This window comes from Sphaerothrix gracilis Ecp01, assembly GCF_030405905.1.
GTDB classification, from domain to species: domain Bacteria; phylum Cyanobacteriota; class Cyanobacteriia; order Phormidesmidales; family Phormidesmidaceae; genus Sphaerothrix; species Sphaerothrix gracilis.
Map to the genome: position 1 here is coordinate 120,640 of NZ_JASATW010000015.1, position 21,755 is coordinate 142,394.

Genomic DNA, 21,755 nt, shown 5'->3' on the forward strand with positions numbered 1-21,755 from the left:
CATGACTCATCCTCTAGTCCCCCAAGTAATCGATCTAGCCCAGCCGATTGCAGAAAGGCTCGGTTTAGAAGTTGTGAATGCTGTTTTCCAAACCAACCAGTCCCCACCCGTGCTGCGAGTGGACGTGCGCAATTTACAGCACGATACCGGATTGGATGATTGCGAACGCATGAGTACAGCTTTGGAGGTTGCTCTAGATGCCACAGATATTGTTCCAGATGCTTACGTGCTAGAGATATCAAGTCCGGGAGTGTCTGAACGGCTCTCTAGCGATCGCGACTTTTCCGTTTTCAAGGGGTTTCCGGTCGAGGTGCAGCTCAATCAGGCCCATCGCGGCAAGCAGTCCTGGGTGGGCAAGCTGACGGGGCGCGATCAGGAGGCTCTCTATCTCAACCAAAAAGGCAAGGCGGTCGCCCTGCCGCGTCCTTTGGTGGAGTGGGTCAAGCTCAGCGATCGCCAGGATGTATAGCTAGCGGTTCTCGACTCATTCCTTTTTGGCACTAATTGCTTACGGTTCACGCTGAAGTCGTCAACTTTTTGGAGGTTTTTTCCGATGTCAATGGTCAGCTTACCGAATTTGCAGGTGATGATTGATGAAATCAGCCGCACCAAGAATTTACCTAAGCTCGCGGTACAAAATGCCCTGCGGGAAGCGCTATTGAAGGGTTATGAGCGCTATCGTCGTACCCTCAAAATGGATAGCTCTCAGTTTGACGAAGAGTACTTTGAAAACTTTGATGTTGAGCTAGATCCTGAAGGCGAAGGCTTCCGAGTCATTGCTACCAAAACGATTGTGGACGCTGTTGAAGATGCCGACCATCAAATTGCCCTCTCTGAAGTGCAGGAAGTTGCTCCAGAAGCCCAAATCGGCGAAACCGTACTGCTAGATGTGACGCCAGAGCAGCGTGATTTTGGCCGGATGGCGGCGATTCAAACCAAGCAGGTGCTGGCTCAGAAGCTGCGGGATCAGCAGCGCAAGATGATCCAAGAAGAATTTAAGGATCTTGAGGGCACGGTGCTGCAGGCGCGGGTACTGCGATTTGAGCGCCAGTCAGTCATTATGGCCGTCAGCAGCGGTTACGGTCAGCCCGATGTTGAGGCCGAACTGCTCAAGCGTGACCAGCTCCCCAACGATAACTACCGGGCCAACGCCACTTTCAAAGTTTTGCTCAAGCGGGTTTCGGAAGGCTCCCATCGGGGGCCGCAGCTTTTGGCTTCCAGAGCGGATGCTGGACTGGTGGTAGAACTGTTCTCTACCGAAGTGCCTGAGATTGAGGATGAAGTAGTCCGGATTGTCGCCGTGGCGCGTGAGGCCAATCCCCCCTCTCGCTCAGTGGGACCACGCACTAAGATCGCGGTAGATACCCTAGAGCGGGACGTGGATCCTGTGGGAGCCTGCATCGGTGCAAGAGGATCGCGGATTCAGGTTGTGGTCAACGAGCTACGGGGTGAAAAAATCGATGTCATCCGCTGGTCCCCCGACCCCGCTACCTATATTTCCAATGCTCTCAGTCCAGCTAGGGTAGATGAAGTGCGCCTGATGAATCCAGAAGAACGGCAGGCACACGTACTCGTGCCGGAAGATCAGCTCAGCTTAGCCATTGGCCGGGAAGGTCAAAATGTGCGCTTAGCGGCCCGCCTAACCGGCTGGAAGATTGATATTAAAGACTCGGCCAAGTACGACTACGAAGCTGAAGATCGCAAGCAAGAGGAACAGGCCGCGATCGCGGCGGCTAGGCGAGCTGAAGAAGAAAGAGCTAGGCTGGAGCAGGAAGCAGAAGAAGCGGAAGCGGCCAGATGGCGGGCAGAAGCGGAGGCGCAAAGAGCGGCCAAGCTTGCTGCTGCTGAGGCAGAAGCGGCAGAAGCTGACACTGAAGCGATCGCCCCTGAAACGGCTGAGGCCGAAGAAACGGTAGCCGAGCCGGAAGCCAGCATTGACGCTGAGGTAGAAACGGAATCAGAAACCGAGTCAGAACTAACCGCAGTTGAAGAAACCGAACCTGCCGCCGCAGAGGAGGAAGCCGCTGCTGCAGAGGCAACCGAGGAGACATCTGAAGAAGACTAGGCTAGCCGCGCTCAAAGCAATGGAACCCAACTATCGCCGCTGCATTAGCTGTCGCCAGGTGGCTCACCGAGATAACCTTTGGCGAATCGTGCGAGTGCATCCCACTCACCAGGTACAATTAGATCAGGGAATGGGGCGCTCAGCTTACCTTTGCCCCCAGGTAGCTTGCCTCCAAGCTGCGCAAAAAAAGAAGCGCTTAGGGCGATCGCTGCGGACATCAGTTTCTCCAGAAATCTACGAGCTACTCTGGCAGCGTTTAGCGCCGCTTAAGAGCTAGTAGCCGTAAATGGCTAGTTAAAAATTTGCTGCTCCCTTGGCGTTCCAGCAATCTGAGCAGCTACAATTCTAGAGTTCTCTTTCTGTAGGTGTAGGTTTCTTCTAGCTAAACTAAAACGAATTTTGAATCCCCCGCTAAACTCGTTATTAGGTACGAGGCGAAGGGGATGTATTATCTTACGAGTTTCTACCTGTTATGCTAGAAGTCCTTTGAATGGAATCAGGAGTTGAATGATAATTAGCTTTTAGTTCGTAATTGTAGGACTTAGAGAGCGGTAAACCATGATGTGACAACAGGACTATTAAGAGGGAATTGGATGAACAACGCGAAGGTTAGGATATACGAGTTATCAAAGGAGCTTGACCTGGAGAACAAAGACATTTTGGCGATTTGTGAAAGCCTCGACATCTCTGCGAAAAGCCATAGCAGCACGATTACAGAAGAAGACGTGGGTCGGATTCGTGAAGCGGCCAAAAGCTATTCGCCGGGTAAGGCCACAGCGCAGCGTCCTACTAGACCCAGCAAGCCAACTCGTCAAAAAAGTAGTGCTCAGCGGCCTGTGCGCAAGCAGCAAATTTTAGAAATTCGTCACAGTCGTTCTGGTCCTGTACCCCCCAAGACCGCAGCTGATGAGGCCCGTGGATCTGAGCGGCCCCAGCCTGCTGCCTCTGTGAGTACAGGTAATGGTAAATCGGCGGCGGCATCGCCTCCTAGCCGCCCGGTGGCGCGTCCGGTGGCATCCAAACCCAAACAGACCAGCGATCCGGAAGCAACGCCGACAGCGAGTTCACCGCCTACCCCTCCCGTCGCGCCTGCTGCGCCAGAGCAGCCTGTTAAGCAACGACCTCAGCTCATTAAGCCACCGGCTCGCTCTGATGATGGGCCATCAGAAACTGCGGCAGCAACAGAAAGTCCGACTCAGCCAGAGGAGTCTTCCAGCGTAGAACTGCTAACACCCCCGCGTCCTCAGCGACCAAAGCGAGTAGAAGCACCTAGCCGTGCCAGCGCGGTTGAGGAAGAAAGTTCGCAAGAGAGTCAGGAAAGAGAGACGGCTCAGCTGAAACCTAAGCCGGAGCTAAAGCGGCCTAAGCCTAAGCGACCGAGCCGTTCTGACGATACTGACTCCGATACGGATTCTGGAGTGACTGAGGTTACCTCAGAACCTGGCGAAGAGGCTACCGATCAGCCAATTTTGCGTCGTCCTTCCCCGCCGCGCACCAGTAAGCGCAAAGAGCGCGAAGAGGACGATGAGCAAGAGATGCGGCGCGTCAGCAAGGTGACTAAGGCCAAGCGGCGATCGCAGCCTGTCATCGATGACGAAGATGAAGATCTCGCTGAAATGATTGATTCTGGTCAGTCTGGGGCCGAGGTCGCACCTTCTCAGCTCAATATGTCACTGGCTAGACCGCCCAAACCGAAGTCATCGCGACCGACAAGCCAGCCCAAACCAGCAACCGGTGGGAAAAACCGCAGACCAAGTCCCAAAGATTCTTCCAGGGATTCTAGCCGTAATCAGCGGCGCGAGCGCCAGCAAGACAATCAGCCTCAGCGACCTGAGAAGCTAGTGGTCACTTCCGGTCTTACCGTCAACGAGCTAGCCGATCAGATTAACGTCGCTGATACCGAAATTATTCGGTTCTTGTTTATCAAAGGTATTGCCACCAACGTTAATCAAACCTTAGATATTCCTACTATCGAGATGGTAGCCGAGGAATACGAGATTGAAGTTGAAACGGCTGAGGCCGAGTCTGAAGCCCGTAAGGTCACAGAGATGCTGGCGGCTGAGGACTTGGAGAATTTAGAACGGCGTCCACCCGTGGTTACGATCATGGGCCACGTAGACCACGGTAAAACCACGCTGCTAGACTCTATCCGCAAAACTAAGGTCGCTCAGGGAGAGGCCGGGGGTATTACCCAGCACATTGGTGCTTACCACGTTGATATTGATCACAACGATCAGAAACAACAGATTGTCTTCTTAGACACTCCTGGTCACGAAGCCTTTACCGCAATGCGGGCTAGGGGTACGCGGGTAACCGATATTGCCATCCTCGTTGTAGCCGCAGACGACGGCGTTAGACCTCAAACTATTGAGGCCATTAGTCACGCTAAGGCTGCTGAGGTGCCGCTTTTGGTCGCAATCAACAAAATCGACAAGGAATCCGCTCAGCCCGATCGGGTAAAGCAGGAACTGATGGAACACGGCCTCGTGCCGGAAGAGTGGGGCGGTGACACCATCATGGTGCCTGTTAGCGCTCTGCAGGGAGAGCATCTAGACGATCTGTTAGAGATGATTCTGCTGGTTTCTGAAGTAGAAGACCTCCATGCCAATCCCGATCGTCCGGCTAAGGGAACAGTGATTGAAGCGAATCTGGACAAGGCTCGTGGTCCCGTGGCGACGCTGCTAGTGCAAAATGGTACGCTGCGGGTTGGCGATTCTATTGTCGTTGGCTCTGTCTTCGGTAAGGTCCGCGCCATGATCGACGATCGTGGTAGTCGAGTAGAGGCCGCAACCCCTTCCTTTGCCGTTGAGGTCTTAGGACTCAATGATGTCCCCGCCGCGGGTGATGAGTTTGATGTCTTTAGAGACGAAAAACTGGCTCGTTCCACGGCCAACAACCGCGCCGACACCCAGCGCCAGTCTCGACTGCAGCAGGCTATGGCTTCGCGGCGGATTACGCTCAACAGCTTGTCGGCTCAGGCCCAAGAGGGCGACCTCAAGGAACTCAATCTGCTGCTGAAGGCAGACGTTCAGGGTTCACTTGAGGCGATCTTAGGGGCACTGCAGCAGCTACCCCAGGACGAAGTGCAAATTCGCGTTCTGCTAGCGGCTCCGGGTGAAATCAGTGAGACCGACGTTGACCTAGCCGCAGCCAGCGGTGCCGTCATCATTGGCTTTAATACCACTTTGGCCCCAGGAGCGCGGCAGGCTGCCGATCGCGCTGGTGTTGATGTCCGCGACTACGAGGTCATCTATAAGCTACTTGACGATGTTCAAGGCGCGATGGAAGGTCTATTAGAGCCTGAACTAGTAGAGGAGCCTTTAGGTCAGGTGGAAGTCCGGGCTGTCTTCCCATTGCGCAAAGGAACAGTTGCCGGTTCCTATGTGCAGTCGGGTAAGGTCACGCGTAACTGCCGCATCCGCGTATCTAGGAAAGGAGATGTCATCTTTGAAGGCAATCTCGACTCCCTGAAGCGGATGAAGGAAGATGTCAAAGAGGTCAATGCTGGCTTTGAGTGTGGTATTGGTGTCGATAGCTTCAACGGCTGGCAAGAAGGTGACACAATCGAAGCCTTCCGCTTGGTGTCGAAGCGCCGCACTCTAGCAATGGCTTAAGGCACGATGGGTTCCTTTCGACGCGATCCTTACCTGTGGATACACCTTGCCGGATTAGCTGCGCTGCCGCTGTTCTTGGACATCTGTTTACTAGGATTAGCGGCGGGCTATCCGGTGATGCCCGTCTGGTTAGAGATGGGGCTGCTGTTAGGATTTGGCATTGTGCCAGTTTTGTGGATGCAGTGGCAGCGTCCGTTTTACATCTTCAGTTTGCTAGCAGTGGCGGTTAAGCCAGAGCAGCTTACTGAAGAGCGACGACGGCTGCTGCCCCTGTTTCGATCTTGGCAGGTCAAGCTGTTTACGGGTCTAGGGGCGATTGTTTGGGCCTGGATTTTATGGCAAATCTATTGCCTCGCCCCAATCGCTGCTGCAGTCACGCCTTTCAAAAGTCATCTTCTTGGCCTAGGGGTGGCAGCACTGGCTTTCTTGGGCAGCAATCTGTTTCTACAGGTGCCCCTGAGCGTACTGCGCGTGTTGTTGGCCAACGAGCAGCAGCTAGCAGCCATTGAACCCTATGCGGCAGCGGCGATCGCTCAAGATTTTACGATATTGGGCCTGCGCCTCAAGCAGGTCCTGCCGGAGCTAGAGGATGGACCGTCAGCGGTTGGGGCGGCAGATGTAAGTTCGATCGAGGGAGCTGACACTGCTGAGATCGCAGAGTCAGAACCAGTCCCTGCTGTTCCTAACGCTGAGCTGCCAGAGGTTGAACTGTCTGAGGCAGAAGCAAAGTTAGTCGAGGCCGATGCAGCCGAGACGGATAAGACTGAGCAAGATGAGACGGAGTCAGCAGCCTTAGCAGAGGACGCTGAAGCAGCGATAGCCGCAACCGACTCCGAAGAGGCAGAGAGTGAAGCAGACGCCTCTGCCGCAAAGGTTGTTCTGTCTCCCTCAGAAAGTCAGGCTGAGGAAGAGACGGTAACGGTTTCAGAGGCAGACGCGAATGAGATTGCTGAGCTAGAAGCAGAGACGGCGGCGGTGGCAGAGACAGATGTAACTGAGGCGGCGGATTCAGCGGCAGAGAGGCCGGAAGTATCTTTAGAAGAAGAGAGTCCAGTGGTCTTATCCCCTTCCGAAGGACAGGCAGAAGTAGAAACCATTACGGCTGAGACGGAAGCTGAGGCGATCGCCCAAGAAGATATAGACGCTACGGACTCAGAAGCACCAGCTGACGAAGAGCCAATTGTCTTGTCACCGTCAGAGGGACAGGCAGCCGTCGAAACTATTCCGACTGAGGCAGATACGACGGCAGTAGCATCCCCTGCTGCCGCAGAAGAGTCTCTTCCGGAAGAGAATACTGCCGCTGATTCGACAAAGGAAGAGGACTCTGAAGCCTGACTATTTGTGGATAGAAATCTGCTTCAGGCGGAAAGTTTTTAATTGTCCGGTATTCTGTGGTGGCTGTCACAGTCCAGGCAGGGAACCTGCGTTACTCTGGAAGAGAGTAACTGCTCACAGCTTGGATTTTCTGCCGCTAAGGTAGGCGTTTAGTTTAGTCGTTTCAATTACGAGGAGTGCTAAATCAGCACTGAAAGATTTTATGGCAAGTCCATCCTTTTCCCTGCGTGAATCATATTCAGAGGATGCTCAAATTTGGCAAAGCCTCAAACAGGCGATCGCTAGCAGTTCTGGCTTTCAGCGCTGGCAGTCTGAGCAAGAGGGTAAGGCTGTAGAGCAGGTTTCCTTAGACCAGCAGGTACGACGCTACCTGCGAGAAACGCTAGAAACGCTGGCTTACTAGAGCGAGTTCAAGTTTGCAGCTGATAGGGAGCAGTCTGTTTACAGGCGGCTCCCTTTATCCGTTACCAGTCAAATCTCAGACCCTGGCTTTGGATATGAGCCTGCAAATCAGTAATACGGTTTTTAGCCACGATGTCAGCTACTTTCAGGTCAGGTTCTGCCGTGCTGACCAGCCAGCCAGCCGTTGCTCCCGCCGCCGCGCCAGCGCTCCACTCACCGTAATGCACCCGCGTGACTGCATTGACGATATGGCTGACAGCGATCGCCTTGCCGCCAATCAGCAGGTTGTCAACACCTTGAGGGATTAAGGCTTCTAGGGGAAGCTGCACCGGACGTACTACAAACTCTTTGACGCTGGCTCCCGCTGCTTCTCCTGTCTCTTCACTATTGCGATAGCGGCAGCCGTGAATATCAACATCGTAGTGGGTCAGCGCGATCGCGGTTTCATTGAAGTTGCGCCCAACCGATAAGTCTTCGCGAATATCAGACTCCAGCATCATGAACATGGGCTGCTGATAGGCCGTCCGACCCAAAATCCGGCGGCCTTCCCGAATGTAGGGATACATGCTCAGCCCTGAGTAAGTACCTAAAGGAGAATCCGGTCCAGCTAGATGTGCCAGCGGGAAGCTGGACAAAGACTGATTTTTAATCAGCCATTCTGAAAAGAGGAGGGCATGATTTTCTCCCTCTCGCAAAGAGTCTAGATCTAGGCCACCTAACCAGTTTTGCCGCTGCCCAGACGCCTCAAGTTTGCTATCGGTTAGAATCAGCGGCGGATCCATCCAAACCCAATCGTTGCCACGATTCCAGTTAATAACGCTCACGTCGCCCGGATGGGTTGGCCCCTTCATCGGATCGCTGTAAGCAGTACTGATGATACGGCGGTAGTTGAACAAGCTCCCACGATCGAACATGGGAAAATTCTCCATCGCAAACCAGCGCTGATGCTCTTCGCGGGAGTAGCCAGGCTGTACCTGCTCTAGCATTTCTAAGCTGCCGCCCCCGTCATTGAAAACAGCGAGCGCAAACGGAAATGTATACCCCTGGGTGCAGTAGGGATTGCCTCTTTCAGGGGCGTTGACTTCCTTAGTTAGCGTGCGCGAGTCTGAGCCGGTGGCGTGAGGAATGCCTGCCCAACCGACCAACTCTCCTGTATCAGTCGCGTCAATCACGACTAGGTCTTTGCCCGCAGGTGGCTGTAGGCGAATTGGCACCTTCTCAAAAGTCTCATCAGGTGACCAGGAGTACCAGCTCACCAACTCCCGCGAGAGGCGTCCGTGAGGCACGTAGTCTAGCGTTTTGGGAATGCGCTTGACGGCGTAGACTGCCGTAATATTGCGTCCGGTAATGTCAAAGACAGCACCTTTGAAAGCAATCGAGGTTCCCCAGCGACTGCCGGGGGCTTTAGAAGCCTTGTCCTGCAGCCAGGTCTGAGCAGCGGCAGCCCCGGCTTTGGGTGGAAAGCACAGTTCTCCGACCCAGCAGCTATTGAGTTCGCTGACCCGCCGAGGTGAAAGCCGCGTCCAAACGGGTAGCTCTACGACCTGCTGCAAAATCAAATCTTTGAAAGCATTCCAGCTAGCCGAGAAATTGCGCCGCGCTCGCATAGAGCGTGATTCATCAATGGCAGAAACCCCCTGGGCGCTAATCTGTCCGCCCAGCCAGGGGGTCAGCTCAATTAGACAGGTGCGGGCACCTGAGTTCATGGCGTGACTCGCTGCGGCTACGCCTCCCAAAGAACCGCCTACAACAACAACCTCACATTCCCAGACCTCCTGGGCCACAGGCAGGGGCGAAAGCTGCGGTCGTCCGTTCACTCCTAGCAGTTCGGAAATTTTGGAACCAGCTTCTTGATCTCGCAGCGTTTTTTGTAGCGGCGTTTGCAGCTGCAGCCAGGTTTGAGGCTGACTGCGGGCTGCTGTAAAAGCCTCTAGTAGAGAAGCAATAATGACCAGCAGTAACACACTAGAGACAGAAAGACGACCCCATCGCTTCATCTGCGCCGAACGTCTCTTGCGGCGCAGATGCGCTCGGCGCCGTCGAGCCAGTCTTCGCTGAGTGGAATTAAGAGGAGACTGCTGATGCATTTAGACTCCGGAAAGGAAACTACAAACCGCTCTGCTGATAGCATATTTTAGGCGCATTCGTACACTTTACCTGAGAGGCTCCTAAAAAGGGCTGATACAGGAATTGCTCATTAGTTGTATCAAAATCTAGCGGTCTTGCCCATGCTTTAAGGAAATTCCATAAAAAAGAGGTGCCCTCAGACACCTCTAGCGGGCTCGTTTTTTAGATCACAGCAAACCCGGTACTGCAGAACGCTAAGTCTCTCTACAAGATATAGAGCAGCAAGAACAAAATAATCCACACCACGTCTACGAAGTGCCAATACAGCTCCGCTGCTTCAATCCCAAAGTATTCTTCGCTAGAGTAGTGGCCTGACTGCCGCGATCGCCACAGCACCGCCAGCATTAGCAACAGGCCCACAAAGACGTGCAGACCGTGGAAGCCGGTCAGCGCATAGAAGGTACTAGCAAAGAGATTTGAAGTTAGACCGAATTCTAGGTGGCTATACTCATAGAGCTGACCCACCAGAAAGATGGCCCCCATCGCTGCCGTAATGCCAAACCAGCGCTGCATCCCAGCGACGTCATTTTTCTTGATGGCAGTGTCGGCCTGGTGAATCACAAAGCTGCTGGAAATCAGAATGAGAGTGTTGACACCTGGCAGCAGTAGCTCTAGCTCCGGTGTACCCGCCGGCGGCCACTCTGGAGCCACGACGCGAAAGGCTAAATAGGCTGAGAACAAGCCCAAAAAGATCATGCTCTCAGCCACCAAAAACAGGATGAGGCCAAAGACGCGGTAATCGGGATGTTCTTCATGGTGAGCAGCGCTCTCCTGCGCTACGCCCACAACAGCATCAGAGGTATTAACGGCTGAACCTTGCATAAGCAATAGAAAATGAGGGACTGGTAAATGTAATTCTAAGAGGGCGCGATCGCGCCCTCAGTCAGCTAGGCCGGGACTTCTTCGCCGTAGAGTTCTGGCGGGTCGCGATCGGGAATGTAGCCCAGGCCGTAGTCGTAAGGGCCTGTCTTCAGCACAGGCAGCTCCTCAAAGTTCTCAATCATAGGTGGCGAAGTGGTTTGCCACTCTAGGGTTAGTGCTCGCCACGGATTGGCGGGTGCTTTGGGGCCAAAAGCCCAGCTCCACACTGCGTTGATCAGGAAAGGAATGGTCGAGACGGCCAGGATATAGGATCCTACTGTAGCCAACACATTGAGATCGGTGAACTGAGGGTCATAAAGGGCAATCCGTCGGTTCATGCCGCGCAGCCCCAGCTCGTGCATCGGCATGAAGGTGAGGTTCATGCCGATGAAGGTGAGGGCAAAGTGAATGCGGCCCCAGGTTTCATTCATCATTCGCCCGGTCATCTTGGGGAACCAGTGATAAACCGCCATATAAACCCCAAAGACGGCCCCGCCAAACAGCACGTAGTGGAAGTGAGCGACGACGAAATAGGTGTCGTGAACATGAATGTCAAAGGGGACTGCCGCCAGCATGACGCCGCTAATGCCACCAATCAGGAAGGTAGCGATAAAGCCAATGGCAAAGAGCATGGCGCTGGTAAAGTCAATTTTGCCGCGCCAAAGGGTTGCGACCCAGCCAAAGACCTTGATCCCCGTCGGTACCGCAATCACCATCGTAGTGATCATGAAGAACATACGCATCCAGGGGGGGGTACCGCTGGTAAACATGTGGTGCGCCCAGACGATTAGGCCCAGAAAGCTGATTGCTAGGCTAGAGTAGGCGATCGCCCGGTAGCCAAAAATCGGCTTGCGGGCATGAACTGGAATCACGTCGGAAATCGCGCCAAACAGAGGCAGCACGAAAATATAGACAGCCGGGTGGGAGTAGAACCAGAACATATGCTGGTAAACCACCGGATTACCGCCGCCTGTGGGATTAAAGAAGTTAGTCCCCGCTATTAGGTCAAAAGCCAGCAGAATCAGGGCACCGGCCAGCACGGGGGTGCTCACCAGGATGAGGAACGAAGTTGCCAGCATAGACCAGCAAAACAGCGGCATTTTAGTCAGCGGCATACTCGGTACCCGCATCTTTAGCATCGTCGTTAAGAAGTTAATCGCTCCCAGAATTGACGACGTACCGCTGATTAGCAGGCTCATAATCCAGATTCCCTCTCCTAGCTGTCCGGTGGTTAAGCTGAGGGGAGGATAGGAGGTCCAGCCAGCAGAAGGGGGCTCAAAGAAGTAGCTACTCAGCAGCAAAATACCGGAAGGCGGAATCATCCAGAAGGCGATCGCATTCAGGCGCGGAAAAGCCATATCTCTGGCCCCGATCATCAGCGGGATCAGGTAGTTAGCCAGTCCGGCTCCGGCAGGCACAATCCACAAAAACAGCATCACCGTGCCGTGCAGCGTCAGTAAGCCGTTATAGACATCGGGCGTGACAAAGTCGGGATCGGGCGTTGCCAGCTCTGTCCGCATCGCCGTGGCGAACGCGCCGCCAATGAGATAGAACACGAAAGCGGTAACGAGATACTGAATGCCAATGACTTTATGATCGGTCGAGAAAGTGAAGTAATCTGTCCATTTGCGCTCCTCATGCCCGTGCGGCGGCGGGGATGGCGCTTGGGTATCTCTGAGTTCGGTCTGTGTCATAGACGTTTCAAATGAAAAATTATGGCTGAATTGATTGCAGTTGGCCTAGAAGCTCTCTGCCGTGGCCAGTGAGTGGTGTGAGTGAGGCAAGGCGGCTGTGTCTACGTTTAGATGCAGCGGCTCTGCTAGCGCGTCTAAATAGTCGGTATCGCTGCGATCGCTGTTTGTAGCTAGGGCGATCGCGTCTTTGCCCTGGCTTTGAGCCACCTGGGACTCGACCCAAGCAGTGTAGTCTTCAGCTGACTCCACAATCAGCTGCGTCTTCATGGCGCCGTGATACGGCCCGCACAGCTCAGCACAAATAACAGGATAGGTGCCGATGCGCGTGGGCCTAAAGGCTAGCTCAGTCTCAGAACCTGGAATTACGTCCTGCTTAATTCTCAGCTCAGGTAGCCAAAAAGCGTGGAGCACATCCTGCGCCTGGAGGTTCAGCATGACTGAATTGTCCACCGGCACATGCAGTTCGCCAGAGACGACACCGCTATCAGGATAGGTGAAGACAAAAGCATACTGAACCGCCATCACGTTGACGGCAACATCTGGAGAACGTCCTTGCAGCTCAGGGCTAGAACCAATGCCCAAATTGGAAGCCAGTTTAGCGGCAGCCTTGACCGGCACTCCCAACATCGGCACGCTGTCGCCGCTGCCAGCATAGGCAACTTCAATAGTTTGCTCAGTCCCTTCCACCATTGGCGTTAAGCCCCCCAGCCGAGTGTAAACATCAAAGCTATAGACCGAGATGCCAAAAACAATAACGGCGGGGATCGCTGTCCAAAGAATTTCTAACGGAATATTGCCTTCAATATGCTCACCGTCGGTTTCGTCTCCCTTACGGCGGCGAAATCGAATCATGGCGATAATGAGGGCGCCTTCAACCAGAAGGAACAGCCCCACTGAGATCGTCATCATCGTGTTGAACAAACCATCTACTAGCTCCGCTTCGGCTGAGGCTGCTACGGGCAGTAGGCCATGATTTTGTCCGTACCAGAGGCTAGCAAGCGTCAGAAAAATGCCCGCCAGCATAGTGAGAATTGAGCTTGGAATTTTCACGGTTATAAACTAAAACCCCTTGAGCACTAAGAAAGAATCTAATAAAGGAATACGCCCGACTGAAGCGATCGCTACTATCACAGGCTACACAATCTCACCTAGAACCTACATAATCACTGACATCCACTGAAACCTGACTGTTTTCTGCGCTACCAGCAACACTGTGGAGGACGTTTCTAAATCCAGAAACCTGCTGACGCATTATGCAGATAGAAATTGACAAAAATGTGATTCAGGCGAGATCGCTCACTCCCAGCCACCAGCGCTTTGCTTTTCTCTTACTACGTTAAAACAGCCATTCAAAATAGGCAGCATTTGCAGATAGATATAAGATTTATTTCGGTTTTTCTTAATAAAGTCACGGTCAGGCTTGCTTACACTTTGAAGGCATATTTAAGGAGTAAAATTTACATTTCTTAAATTTGTTTTTGGGAGGCTGACGTAGCAGCGGCGCTGAGATTTGAGCTGTCTCTGATGCCAAAATTTGCAGCGCGATCGCTGACGACAATAAATGAGCTGACCCCGCTGACAGATTTTGATTTTCCTGATTAAAGTGGAAGTTGAATGGAATTTACTCTGGCTGAGAGAAAAATGTTTCAGCAGGGGCCTATCGGGAGCGTCTGCGCTCATCCCTCGAAATCGAAAACGTTTCTATGATTTACGAGCTTTTGAGCATTTTGCCTCTAGATCTGAGGTAGTCCCCTTAGCAATACGGCTGCAGCTGCCTGAAGATAAAGCTGATTTCTACGCCCTTTCCAGCCTCTCTCTTGTCGGATATTTCAGCTACAGGTAGCCCTTCCTATCGATTGCCGTTCTCTAAACTCCTGCCCTGAAAACCTGATGCCCTCCGAAAACTCCGCCTTCATGACTAATTTGACGACAGACGTTCGATTTCCCGCCGCTTCTCGTTTACTTCAGGAACGCCCCCAGCCGCAGATTTGGATTCGCCGCTTGATTTGGAAAATGGCGATCGCCACGTTGGCGCTCATGGCGGTCGGCAGTGCGACTAGAGTGATGAACGCCGGACTCGCCTGTCCGGACTGGCCGCTGTGCTACGGGCAGTTAGTGCCCCGGCAGCAGATGAACCTGCAGGTATTTCTCGAGTGGTTTCATCGCCTAGATGCGGCTCTAATTGGCTTGATGGCGATCGCGCTGGTGGGCCTGTGTCTCTGGTTTCGTCGTCAGCTGCCTGGCTGGCTACCTTGGGGCGCTACGGCAGCGCTGCTGCTAATTGTGTTTCAGGGCGTCTTGGGTGGATTAACAGTAACGCAGCTGCTGCGGTTTGATATTGTGACGGCTCATTTGGGGACAGCTCTGCTCTTTTTCACGACACTGCTAGTAATGGGAACGGCGCTATTGCCCTATCAGGGAACGGGGACAGTGGGAAAACTGCCCTGGATCAGCCTCGCAGCGGCTGTTTTAGTCTATTTGCAGAGCCTAGTGGGCGGACTGGTGGCTTCTCGCTGGGCTGCACATCAGTGCCTGGGATTGAACCAGCTTTGCAGCGTTATGAATAGCCACATTGCGGGCGTGGTACCGCCAACAGTTATGACACTGGCCCTCGTTTGGCTCGTTTGGCAAACGCCAGCTCTCAATGTCTGGCTGCGACAGCTTGCCAATGCGGCCGGGGCGCTGGTGGGCCTGCAAATTTTACTGGGAGTGGCGACCTTTCGGCTCCACCTCCAAGTTGAGCCGCTCACCGTTTCGCACCAGATCATTGGAGCCACCTTGCTGGGCACCTTGGTTTGCTTTACGGTGCTGGCTTGGCGCGACCGGGCGATCGCCGCTCAGTTTAAGGCGGCCAATATCGATTCGCTCTAGTCCAACTGCTCTGGCGTGCTGGCATAGCAGTCAAGCGATCGCGCTGAGAGCATAGCGGCGGCTTTTCGCTGAAGACTTTCAAATAGGAATGATTTCATGCAAGATTTGACAACCTGGACAAATGCCATCCGCCACGAAACGATTGGGCAAGTCCTCAAAAGCTACTGGCAGCTCACCAAGCCCAGAATTATTCCCCTGCTGCTGATTGAGACGGCTGCCAGCATGTGGGTAGCTGCTCACGGTCAGGTAGATCCCTTGCTCCTGTTCGTCACTTTGCTCAGCGGTGCCCTAGCAGCGGCGTCGGCTCAGGTAATCAACTGCATCTATGACCAGGACATTGACTATGACATGGAGCGCACTCGCCATCGGCCTTTGCCCTCCGGTCGAGTCCAGGTGCGCGATGCCCTGTTGTTTGCCATCACCCTAGCCGTTCTCTCTTTTACTTTGCTGACCACTTTTGCCAACTTGCTGAGCGCCTGCTTAGCGCTATCAGGCATTGTCGTCTACGTACTGGTCTATACCCACTGGCTGAAGCGTTCCTCCTCGCTCAATATTGTGATTGGCGGCGCGGCGGGAGCCATTCCTCCTTTAGTGGGCTGGGCCGCAGTCACCGGCAGCTTGAGCTGGGCGGCCTGGATTATTTTTGCCATTGTGTTTGTCTGGACACCGCCGCACTTTTGGGGTTTGGCAATGGTAATTCGCGATGATTATGCCAAAGTGGGCATTCCTATGCTGCCGGTGGTGGTGGGCAATGAAGCAACGGCCAAGCAAATTTGGGCCTACACGCTGCTGCTGGTTCCCACTACTTTGCTCCTGGTCTACCCGCTCGGTGTCTCAGGACTGCTCTATGCGGTGCTCGCTACGCTTCTAGGTGGCCTTTTCCTCAAGAAAGCCTGGCAGCTTCTGCAGTCGCCGGAAGACATGACCTTAGCGCGATCGCTGTTTAAGTTTTCGATTTTCTACATGATGCTGCTGTCGGCTGGTCTGGTTGTGGACAGCCTCCCCATTACCCGTCAGCTGATCACCCTGGGCGGTGAACACATTAGCAGCTTGCTGGCCGCTTTAGTTTGTCCCTAGCTGGAGCCAACTCCATCGAAGGTTCCCTGATCTGGGTGTGACTTCGATAATATAAAGCTAGTAAAAGCTGCAATTTTATCTGTTGCGTCTGCTATGTCTCCTGCGGTTGAAATTCAAGGTCTACAAAAGCGATATGGCGCCGTCGAAGCGGTCAAAAACGTATCTTTGACGATTCAGCCAGGAGAAATTTTTGGCCTACTAGGGCCAAATGGCGCGGGCAAAACCACCACGATCCGCTGCCTCTGCACCCTAACTCAGCCCGATGCTGGCAAACTGACGGTTAATGGCGTTTCGGTTTTAGAGCGGCCTCGCCTCGCACGGCAGCATCTAGGCTACATCGCTCAGGAGGTGGCCCTAGACAAGGTTCTCACTGGCAGAGAACTGCTGCAGCTCCAGGCGGCGCTCTATCATATTCCAGCTAAGGTGGCCAAGGCTCGTATTGATCAGATGTTGGCCCTGCTGGATATTGCAGCCTACGCGGATCAAAAAACAGGCACCTATTCTGGCGGTCTGCGCAAGCGTCTAGACTTAGCCGCGGGTTTACTGCATCAGCCTGACGTTTTGGTTTTAGACGAGCCAACAGTGGGCCTAGATATTGAAAGCCGCGCCGCCGTCTGGCAGTTTTTGCGCCAGCTCAAGGCGGCTGGAACCACGGTGCTGATTACCAGCCATTATTTAGAGGAGATAGATGCCCTCGCCGATCGGGTCGCCATTATCGATCGCGGTGAAGTGATTGACACGGGTACGCCCAGCGCTTTGAAGGACAAAGTCGGCGGCGATCGCATTACGCTGCGGATTCGTGAGTTTACCCCGGTTGAAGAGGCAGAAAGCACCAAAACGCTCTTAGAACCGTTAGATTTTGTGCAGGAGGTAATTGTCAACCCGGCTCAGGGCAATTCGCTCAACCTGGTTGTTGATCCCCAGTCTGATGCTTTGCTGAGCGTACAGCAGGCGCTAAAGCAGGCCGGCCTTCCTGTTTTTGGCATTTCTCAGGCCCGCCCTAGCCTAGACGATGTTTATTTAGCTGCGACCGGACGTACCCTGGTGGATGCCGAGCTGGCGGCGGCGGGCAGCCGCGATCTCAAGGCTGAACGCAAGCAGCAAATGAAAGGGGTTTCATAAGCGTTCATCAATGTCTGTTTTCTCCGCTCCCTGCGCCTTATTTGCCTCAACCGTCAATGACCCATCGTTACCCAAAGTATTCTGATGAGTGGTACTATCACACCTCCCAAAAACCGCGACACCGCTAGCCCCGACCCTCTGTCTATCTCTAATCCAGAGCTGCAGCAGTGGAAAACCGCAGCGATCGCAACGGAACAGTCTTTACCGGGCTTACTGTCGGGCGAGTTTCGGCAAGAGACATTCGCCCTAACCCGGCGCCTCTTCATTCAGCTTCAGCGCCGCCCTTCAACCCTGATTGCGGGTATTGTCCAGCCCCTGATGTGGCTGATCTTGTTCGGTGCCCTGTTTCAAAATATTCCTGAGGGGCTGTTCGGAGAAAGCCAAAATTATGGCCAGTTCCTGGGGGCGGGCATCATCGTCTTTACGGCTTTTGCCGGAGCCTTGAATGCTGGCCTGCCGGTCATGTTCGATCGCGAATTCGGTTTTCTTAACCGTCTGCTGGTGGCTCCATTGGCCTCCCGCTTCTCAATTGTGGTGGCTTCTGCCCTGTTTATTGCGGCGATGAGCTTTGTTCAGACTGCCGCCATTGTGGCAGCTAGCGCCTTTTTAGGAGCGGGACTGCCCTCCGCTTCCGGTCTGCTACTCATGGCTCTGATTGTCTTTACGCTGGTGCTGGGGGTGACGGCTTTGAGCCTGGGCTTAGCCTTTGCCCTGCCTGGACATATTGAGCTAATCGCCGTCATTTTTGTTACCAATCTGCCGCTGCTGTTTTCCAGCACTGCGCTCGTCCCGATTGCTTTTATGCCTCGCTGGCTGCAGCTTGTGGCCAGCCTCAATCCCCTTAGCTATGCGATTGAGCCGATTCGCTATCTCTATCTGCACGATACCTGGAGTTTTGCCAGTCCCGTTCTGCAGGCTCCCTGGGGCAATGTCAGCCTTGGCGCTGCGCTGCTAATTTTGCTAAGCTTTAGCGCCGCTGCCTTGCTTTTGATTCAACCCCTGCTGCGCCGTCGCATTGCTTAATAAGCGTGTATTTGGGGAGCAATTTACGGTTGAAAAACGTCACAAATTGATTAGAGTAAACGTATCGTTTTCGCCTGTCTTAGCTGCTTAAAATTGCTCTGGAAGTGAGGAGGATCTGTCAATGTCACGCTTTCGCTCACAGCTTACCTTTGGTTTGGCGGGGCTGCTCGCTGCTCTCGGCATAGTGGCCCTAGCCCCCAACGCGATCGCTCAAGAACTTGAAACCACAGCGGATCCGCTAGAAGGTTTCAACACTCGTGATGACGGGAACGATCCCTTCTCAGATTCCTCGTTTAGTCCGCTAGATATTATTCATCAGGTTAATCTTGGCGGCAGCCTCGATCGCGAAGCCTATCGCCAGCGCCAGCAGGAAAGCATCAACAGTGAAGCTTCCAACTTTCGGCAGCGGCAGCTAGAGGCCCTGGGCGAGCAGCCGCTGCGCCTACAGTTTGAGCCTGCACCAGCGGACGCCGAAACTGACGGCGCTCTCTAAAGTATCATTCCGCAAGTTCAATAATCTTTTCTAAAAGCGGCAGGCTAGCGTCTGCTGCTTTTGATTTTTGTATGATTGAAAGCCTAAATTAGTGTTGTTCGAGTTGGTTCAGGATAGGCTAGCGTTCTGAACTCTGCCAGTCTCGACAAACGGCACTGAGCCTCTGTAGAAAAGTGGAGTTGAGTTATGGGTTACGCGCTGAACTATCAACTAATTGGAACGGTTGTAGCTATCGGGCTGCTGATTGTTTTGCGTCTGCGCCGCGATCGCCGTCTGCGTCTCAAGGCACGGGAAGAAGCTGAACAGAAGCAGCAGCTTCAGGCTGAAAACGAACAGCTAACTCAGGATAACCAAAATCTTAAAGAGGCTCTGGAACTGGCTAAAAACGCGGTCGAGTCGCTGCAGTCTCAGGTGGTCGAGCTGAGCCAAACCGGAGAGACGCTAAACCAGTCTCTAAATCAAGCTCACGCTGATGCTGCCGAACTCAAGACGCAGCTAGCCGCCTTGGAAAACCAAAAGCAGTCCCTAGCAACCGAACTCAGCCAGCAGCGACAGTCAGCTCAGACGGAGCAGCAAAAGCTAACCGTTATTACTCAGGCCAAAGAACAGCTAGAGCAGACCCAGCAGGAAAGCCAGCAGGCGATCGCGACGCTGCGCCAGCAGGTGGCCGAGGCTCAGCAGCAGCAGCAGCGCCTTGCGGCCCTAGAAACCGAGCTGCAACAGGCTCAATCTGCTGCCACCTCCCTACAGCAGCAAATTGCAGCGCTGACCCAGGAAAAGTCTACGCTACAGGCTGCCGCTCAGGAACAAACTGAGGCCCTAGATCAGCTTCAGCAGCAAGCGGCTACGGCCCAAGAGCAGCAGGCCCAGCAGCAAGAACGTCTAGAAACGCAGCTGAGCCAGCAGCAGCAAGCCGCCGCCTCTTTGCAGCAGCAGGTTGAAACGCTCACGCAGGCAGGAAATGCTCTGCAGCGGACGGTTGAGCAAAAAGACAGCGAGATTGCGGACTTACAGCAGCGGCAGCAGACGCTCACGGTCCAGCGCGATCGGCTCCAGCAAGATCTGCAAGCGGCTCAAACGGCAGCGGACCAACAATCTCAGCAGATAGAGACGCTAACTCAGAGCCAAAAGCAGCTACAAACAGACTTAGCGGCGGCGGCATCTAAACTTACAGAGTCTCAAACTCAGGTTCAAACCTTAGAGCAACAGCGGCAGCAGCTAACTCAGTCTCTAGAAGCAGACGGAGCCACTTCAGCCTCGCTGGCCCAGCAAATTCAAGCGCTGAGCCAAGAACGCGATCGCCTAGCGCAAGACTGCCAAAATGCTCAGGCAACTACGGTCAGCCTGCAGCAGCAACAGCAACAGCTCGAAAGTCAAAACGCCAATCTAACTGAGGCCCAGCAAAAAGCGACTGCTCAGGTTGAACAGCTTGAGGCCCAGCTTACTCAAATTCGCGATCGCGCTCAGCAAGAGACACAGACAGCCCAGAGCGCGATCGCTAAACTTCAAGAACAAGCTGACCAGCTTGCTGCAGAAAAGCAAACACTAACCCAGGCCCTTGAGCAAGCTAAGGCCGCCACGGCTGATCAACAAAAGCAGGTTGCCAACCTGACGAAAGCTCAAGACCAGCTCTCCCAGCAGCTACAAACCTCAGATCAGGCGAGTACAAATCTTCAGCAGCAGCTAGCAGCCCTACAGGCTGATAAAGCCGCTCTGGAAGAAGCTCTGCAGCTTGGTCAAACCGTCGTTAACTCCCTAGAGCAGCAGGTACAGACGCTGACTCAGGAGAAAGCTCAGCTCTCCGCTCAGGTGCAAGTCCCTGCGTCTACTGATATTGCCAAAGAGAAATCCGAAACCGCAGCAGATGAAGAGGACAGGCCAGCCGCGATCGCCAATTCTGAAGCCACTAAACCTGAAGATAAGTCGGTCAACTCCTCTGAAGCTGCAGAGCAGCCAGAATCACAGACCCCAGCAAAGCCGATCGAAGCGTCCAGGGAAACCTCTAAGGATAAAGAAGCAGTCCCAGAAGAGCCTGGGGTTGCCCTCAATGCCTCTAATCAAACTACTACAGCCCCAATCTCTTTTAAGAATAAGAGCTTTGTGCTAACCGGAACGCTAACGGTTTTAGGCTATGAGCGGGTGAGCAATCTGATTCAGCAGGCTGGTGGACGTATCAACAAAATGCCCAGTGCCAAAACTGACTACATTGTCGTAGGTCAAAACCCCGGCAGCAAACTTAAAAAAGCGGAGAAACACAACATTGCTCAGCTCACCGAAGCACAGCTTATAGCGCTTTTAGGCGTTGAACCGGAGTAGCCCATACGCAGTATTAAGCAGTCGAAACAAAAATAGCGGCTTATGGAAACAGTTGTGTAATTTCGTCAGCGAATCTAGGCAGGCGCGGTATCGTGAGTTAGAAGACTAAAAATGTAGTTTTGGCTACAGAATTGAGATGTCTAAAGAAAGCGTTTTCAATTTCTTCCAGCGTGCGGCTCAAAATGAGCAGGTAAAAGACAAGCTACAAAACGTGAAAAATCCAACCGAGCTGGTAGAGCTGGGCAATCAGGAAGGGTTTGAGTTTTCCACCGATCATGTTGATGAAGCCCTGCGCGAGCTGAAAGAGCAGCCCGGTTTCTTCAAGGCGCTAGCAGAAGCCTTCATTGAGATCTTTAGTCCGGCTCGTGATAACTATCCGGCCAGCGGCGTGCAGCCTTTCAGCGGCGAGATCGGCCATAGATCCCACCGATAAAACTTAAGGGGGTGTTTGCGCTCAGGCATTAAGCAGATAATTTTGCCTGGAAGCGGCGCGATCGCAGCCCCTTTGGACCCAAGATCATCTTTAAACTAATAAAGGCGCTTTCCTTAGAAAGCGCCTTTATCAACATTTGAGCTTTAGAAACAATCAGTCAATCAAGCTGGATTAACCGATGATCTCAGGTGCCTCAGCAGACGCTAGGTCTAGCGGGAAGTTGTGAGCATTGCGCTCGTGCATCACTTCCAGACCCAGGTTCGCACGGTTCAATACGTCCGCCCAGGTGCCAATCACACGACCTTGGCTGTCAATCACTGAC

17 protein-coding genes and 1 pseudogene are annotated in these 21,755 nt (G+C 53.6%); 13 read left to right on the plus strand and 5 right to left on the minus strand.

What is annotated here, in order from left to right; translation table 11 throughout:
- Position 1 precedes the first annotated feature (1 nt).
- The 6 genes from rimP to QJQ48_RS17530 all read left to right on the plus strand — a co-directional run bounded on the left by rimP (position 2) and on the right by QJQ48_RS17530 (position 7,417).
- A complete protein-coding gene (rimP, locus tag QJQ48_RS17505) occupies positions 2-469 on the plus strand; it encodes a ribosome maturation factor RimP (RefSeq protein ID WP_346292534.1) in 468 nt (155 codons plus the stop codon).
- A gap of 84 nt (positions 470-553) precedes the next feature.
- On the plus strand, positions 554-2,065 hold the full coding sequence (nusA, locus tag QJQ48_RS17510; protein WP_346292535.1) for a transcription termination factor NusA: 1,512 nt from the start codon (positions 554-556) through the stop codon (positions 2,063-2,065).
- 19 nt (positions 2,066-2,084) lie between these two features.
- Positions 2,085-2,342, plus strand: coding sequence for a YlxR family protein (locus tag QJQ48_RS17515; RefSeq protein ID WP_346292536.1), 258 nt, complete (start codon positions 2,085-2,087; stop codon positions 2,340-2,342).
- Between the two features lie 316 nt (positions 2,343-2,658).
- Positions 2,659-5,679 (plus strand): translation initiation factor IF-2, encoded by a 3,021-nt coding sequence (infB, locus tag QJQ48_RS17520; protein ID WP_346292537.1) that lies wholly within the window; start codon positions 2,659-2,661, stop codon positions 5,677-5,679.
- A 6-nt stretch (positions 5,680-5,685) separates the two neighbouring features.
- A complete protein-coding gene (locus QJQ48_RS17525) occupies positions 5,686-7,014 on the plus strand; it encodes a low-complexity tail membrane protein (protein WP_346292538.1) in 1,329 nt (442 codons plus the stop codon).
- Between the two features lie 202 nt (positions 7,015-7,216).
- Positions 7,217-7,417, plus strand: coding sequence for a hypothetical protein (locus QJQ48_RS17530; protein ID WP_346292539.1), 201 nt, complete (start codon positions 7,217-7,219; stop codon positions 7,415-7,417).
- Between the two features lie 61 nt (positions 7,418-7,478).
- Here QJQ48_RS17530 and QJQ48_RS17535 read toward each other — a convergent pair whose 3' ends face one another.
- The 4 genes from QJQ48_RS17535 to QJQ48_RS17550 all read right to left on the minus strand — a co-directional run bounded on the left by QJQ48_RS17535 (position 7,479) and on the right by QJQ48_RS17550 (position 13,148).
- Complete coding sequence (locus QJQ48_RS17535) at positions 7,479-9,413, minus strand: FAD-dependent oxidoreductase (protein ID WP_346292540.1); 1,935 nt, start codon at positions 9,411-9,413, stop codon at positions 7,479-7,481.
- Between the two features lie 334 nt (positions 9,414-9,747).
- Positions 9,748-10,365 carry a cytochrome c oxidase subunit 3 gene (locus tag QJQ48_RS17540; protein WP_346292541.1) on the minus strand — a complete coding sequence of 206 codons (618 nt, stop codon included), beginning with the start codon at positions 10,363-10,365 and terminating at the stop codon, positions 9,748-9,750.
- Positions 10,366-10,430: 65 nt separating this feature from the next.
- On the minus strand, positions 10,431-12,098 hold the full coding sequence (ctaD, locus tag QJQ48_RS17545; RefSeq protein ID WP_346292542.1) for a cytochrome c oxidase subunit I: 1,668 nt from the start codon (positions 12,096-12,098) through the stop codon (positions 10,431-10,433).
- 45 nt (positions 12,099-12,143) lie between these two features.
- Positions 12,144-13,148 carry a cytochrome c oxidase subunit II gene (locus QJQ48_RS17550; RefSeq protein ID WP_346292543.1) on the minus strand — a complete coding sequence of 335 codons (1,005 nt, stop codon included), beginning with the start codon at positions 13,146-13,148 and terminating at the stop codon, positions 12,144-12,146.
- An 864-nt stretch (positions 13,149-14,012) separates the two neighbouring features.
- On the opposite strand from QJQ48_RS17550, the gene QJQ48_RS17555 reads away from it, so the two are divergent.
- The 7 genes from QJQ48_RS17555 to QJQ48_RS17585 all read left to right on the plus strand — a co-directional run bounded on the left by QJQ48_RS17555 (position 14,013) and on the right by QJQ48_RS17585 (position 21,433).
- Positions 14,013-14,969 carry a COX15/CtaA family protein gene (locus tag QJQ48_RS17555; protein ID WP_346292554.1) on the plus strand — a complete coding sequence of 319 codons (957 nt, stop codon included), beginning with the start codon at positions 14,013-14,015 and terminating at the stop codon, positions 14,967-14,969.
- Positions 14,970-15,065: 96 nt separating this feature from the next.
- On the plus strand, positions 15,066-16,046 hold the full coding sequence (locus QJQ48_RS17560; protein ID WP_346292544.1) for a heme o synthase: 981 nt from the start codon (positions 15,066-15,068) through the stop codon (positions 16,044-16,046).
- Between the two features lie 93 nt (positions 16,047-16,139).
- Entirely contained in the window at positions 16,140-17,168 is a 1,029-nt protein-coding gene (locus tag QJQ48_RS17565; protein WP_346292545.1) for an ABC transporter ATP-binding protein, read from the plus strand.
- Positions 17,169-17,252: 84 nt separating this feature from the next.
- A complete protein-coding gene (locus QJQ48_RS17570) occupies positions 17,253-18,191 on the plus strand; it encodes an ABC transporter permease (protein ID WP_346292546.1) in 939 nt (312 codons plus the stop codon).
- 121 nt (positions 18,192-18,312) lie between these two features.
- A complete protein-coding gene (locus tag QJQ48_RS17575; RefSeq protein ID WP_346292547.1) occupies positions 18,313-18,684 on the plus strand; it encodes a hypothetical protein in 372 nt (123 codons plus the stop codon).
- Between the two features lie 186 nt (positions 18,685-18,870).
- On the plus strand, positions 18,871-21,000 hold the full coding sequence (locus QJQ48_RS17580; protein ID WP_346292548.1) for a BRCT domain-containing protein: 2,130 nt from the start codon (positions 18,871-18,873) through the stop codon (positions 20,998-21,000).
- A gap of 136 nt (positions 21,001-21,136) precedes the next feature.
- On the plus strand, positions 21,137-21,433 hold the full coding sequence (locus QJQ48_RS17585; protein ID WP_346292549.1) for a Nif11-like leader peptide family natural product precursor: 297 nt from the start codon (positions 21,137-21,139) through the stop codon (positions 21,431-21,433).
- A 171-nt stretch (positions 21,434-21,604) separates the two neighbouring features.
- On the opposite strand, the pseudogene QJQ48_RS17590 reads toward QJQ48_RS17585, so the two are convergent.
- Positions 21,605-21,755, minus strand: a pseudogene (locus QJQ48_RS17590) (photosystem II q(b) protein); the annotation flags it as partial.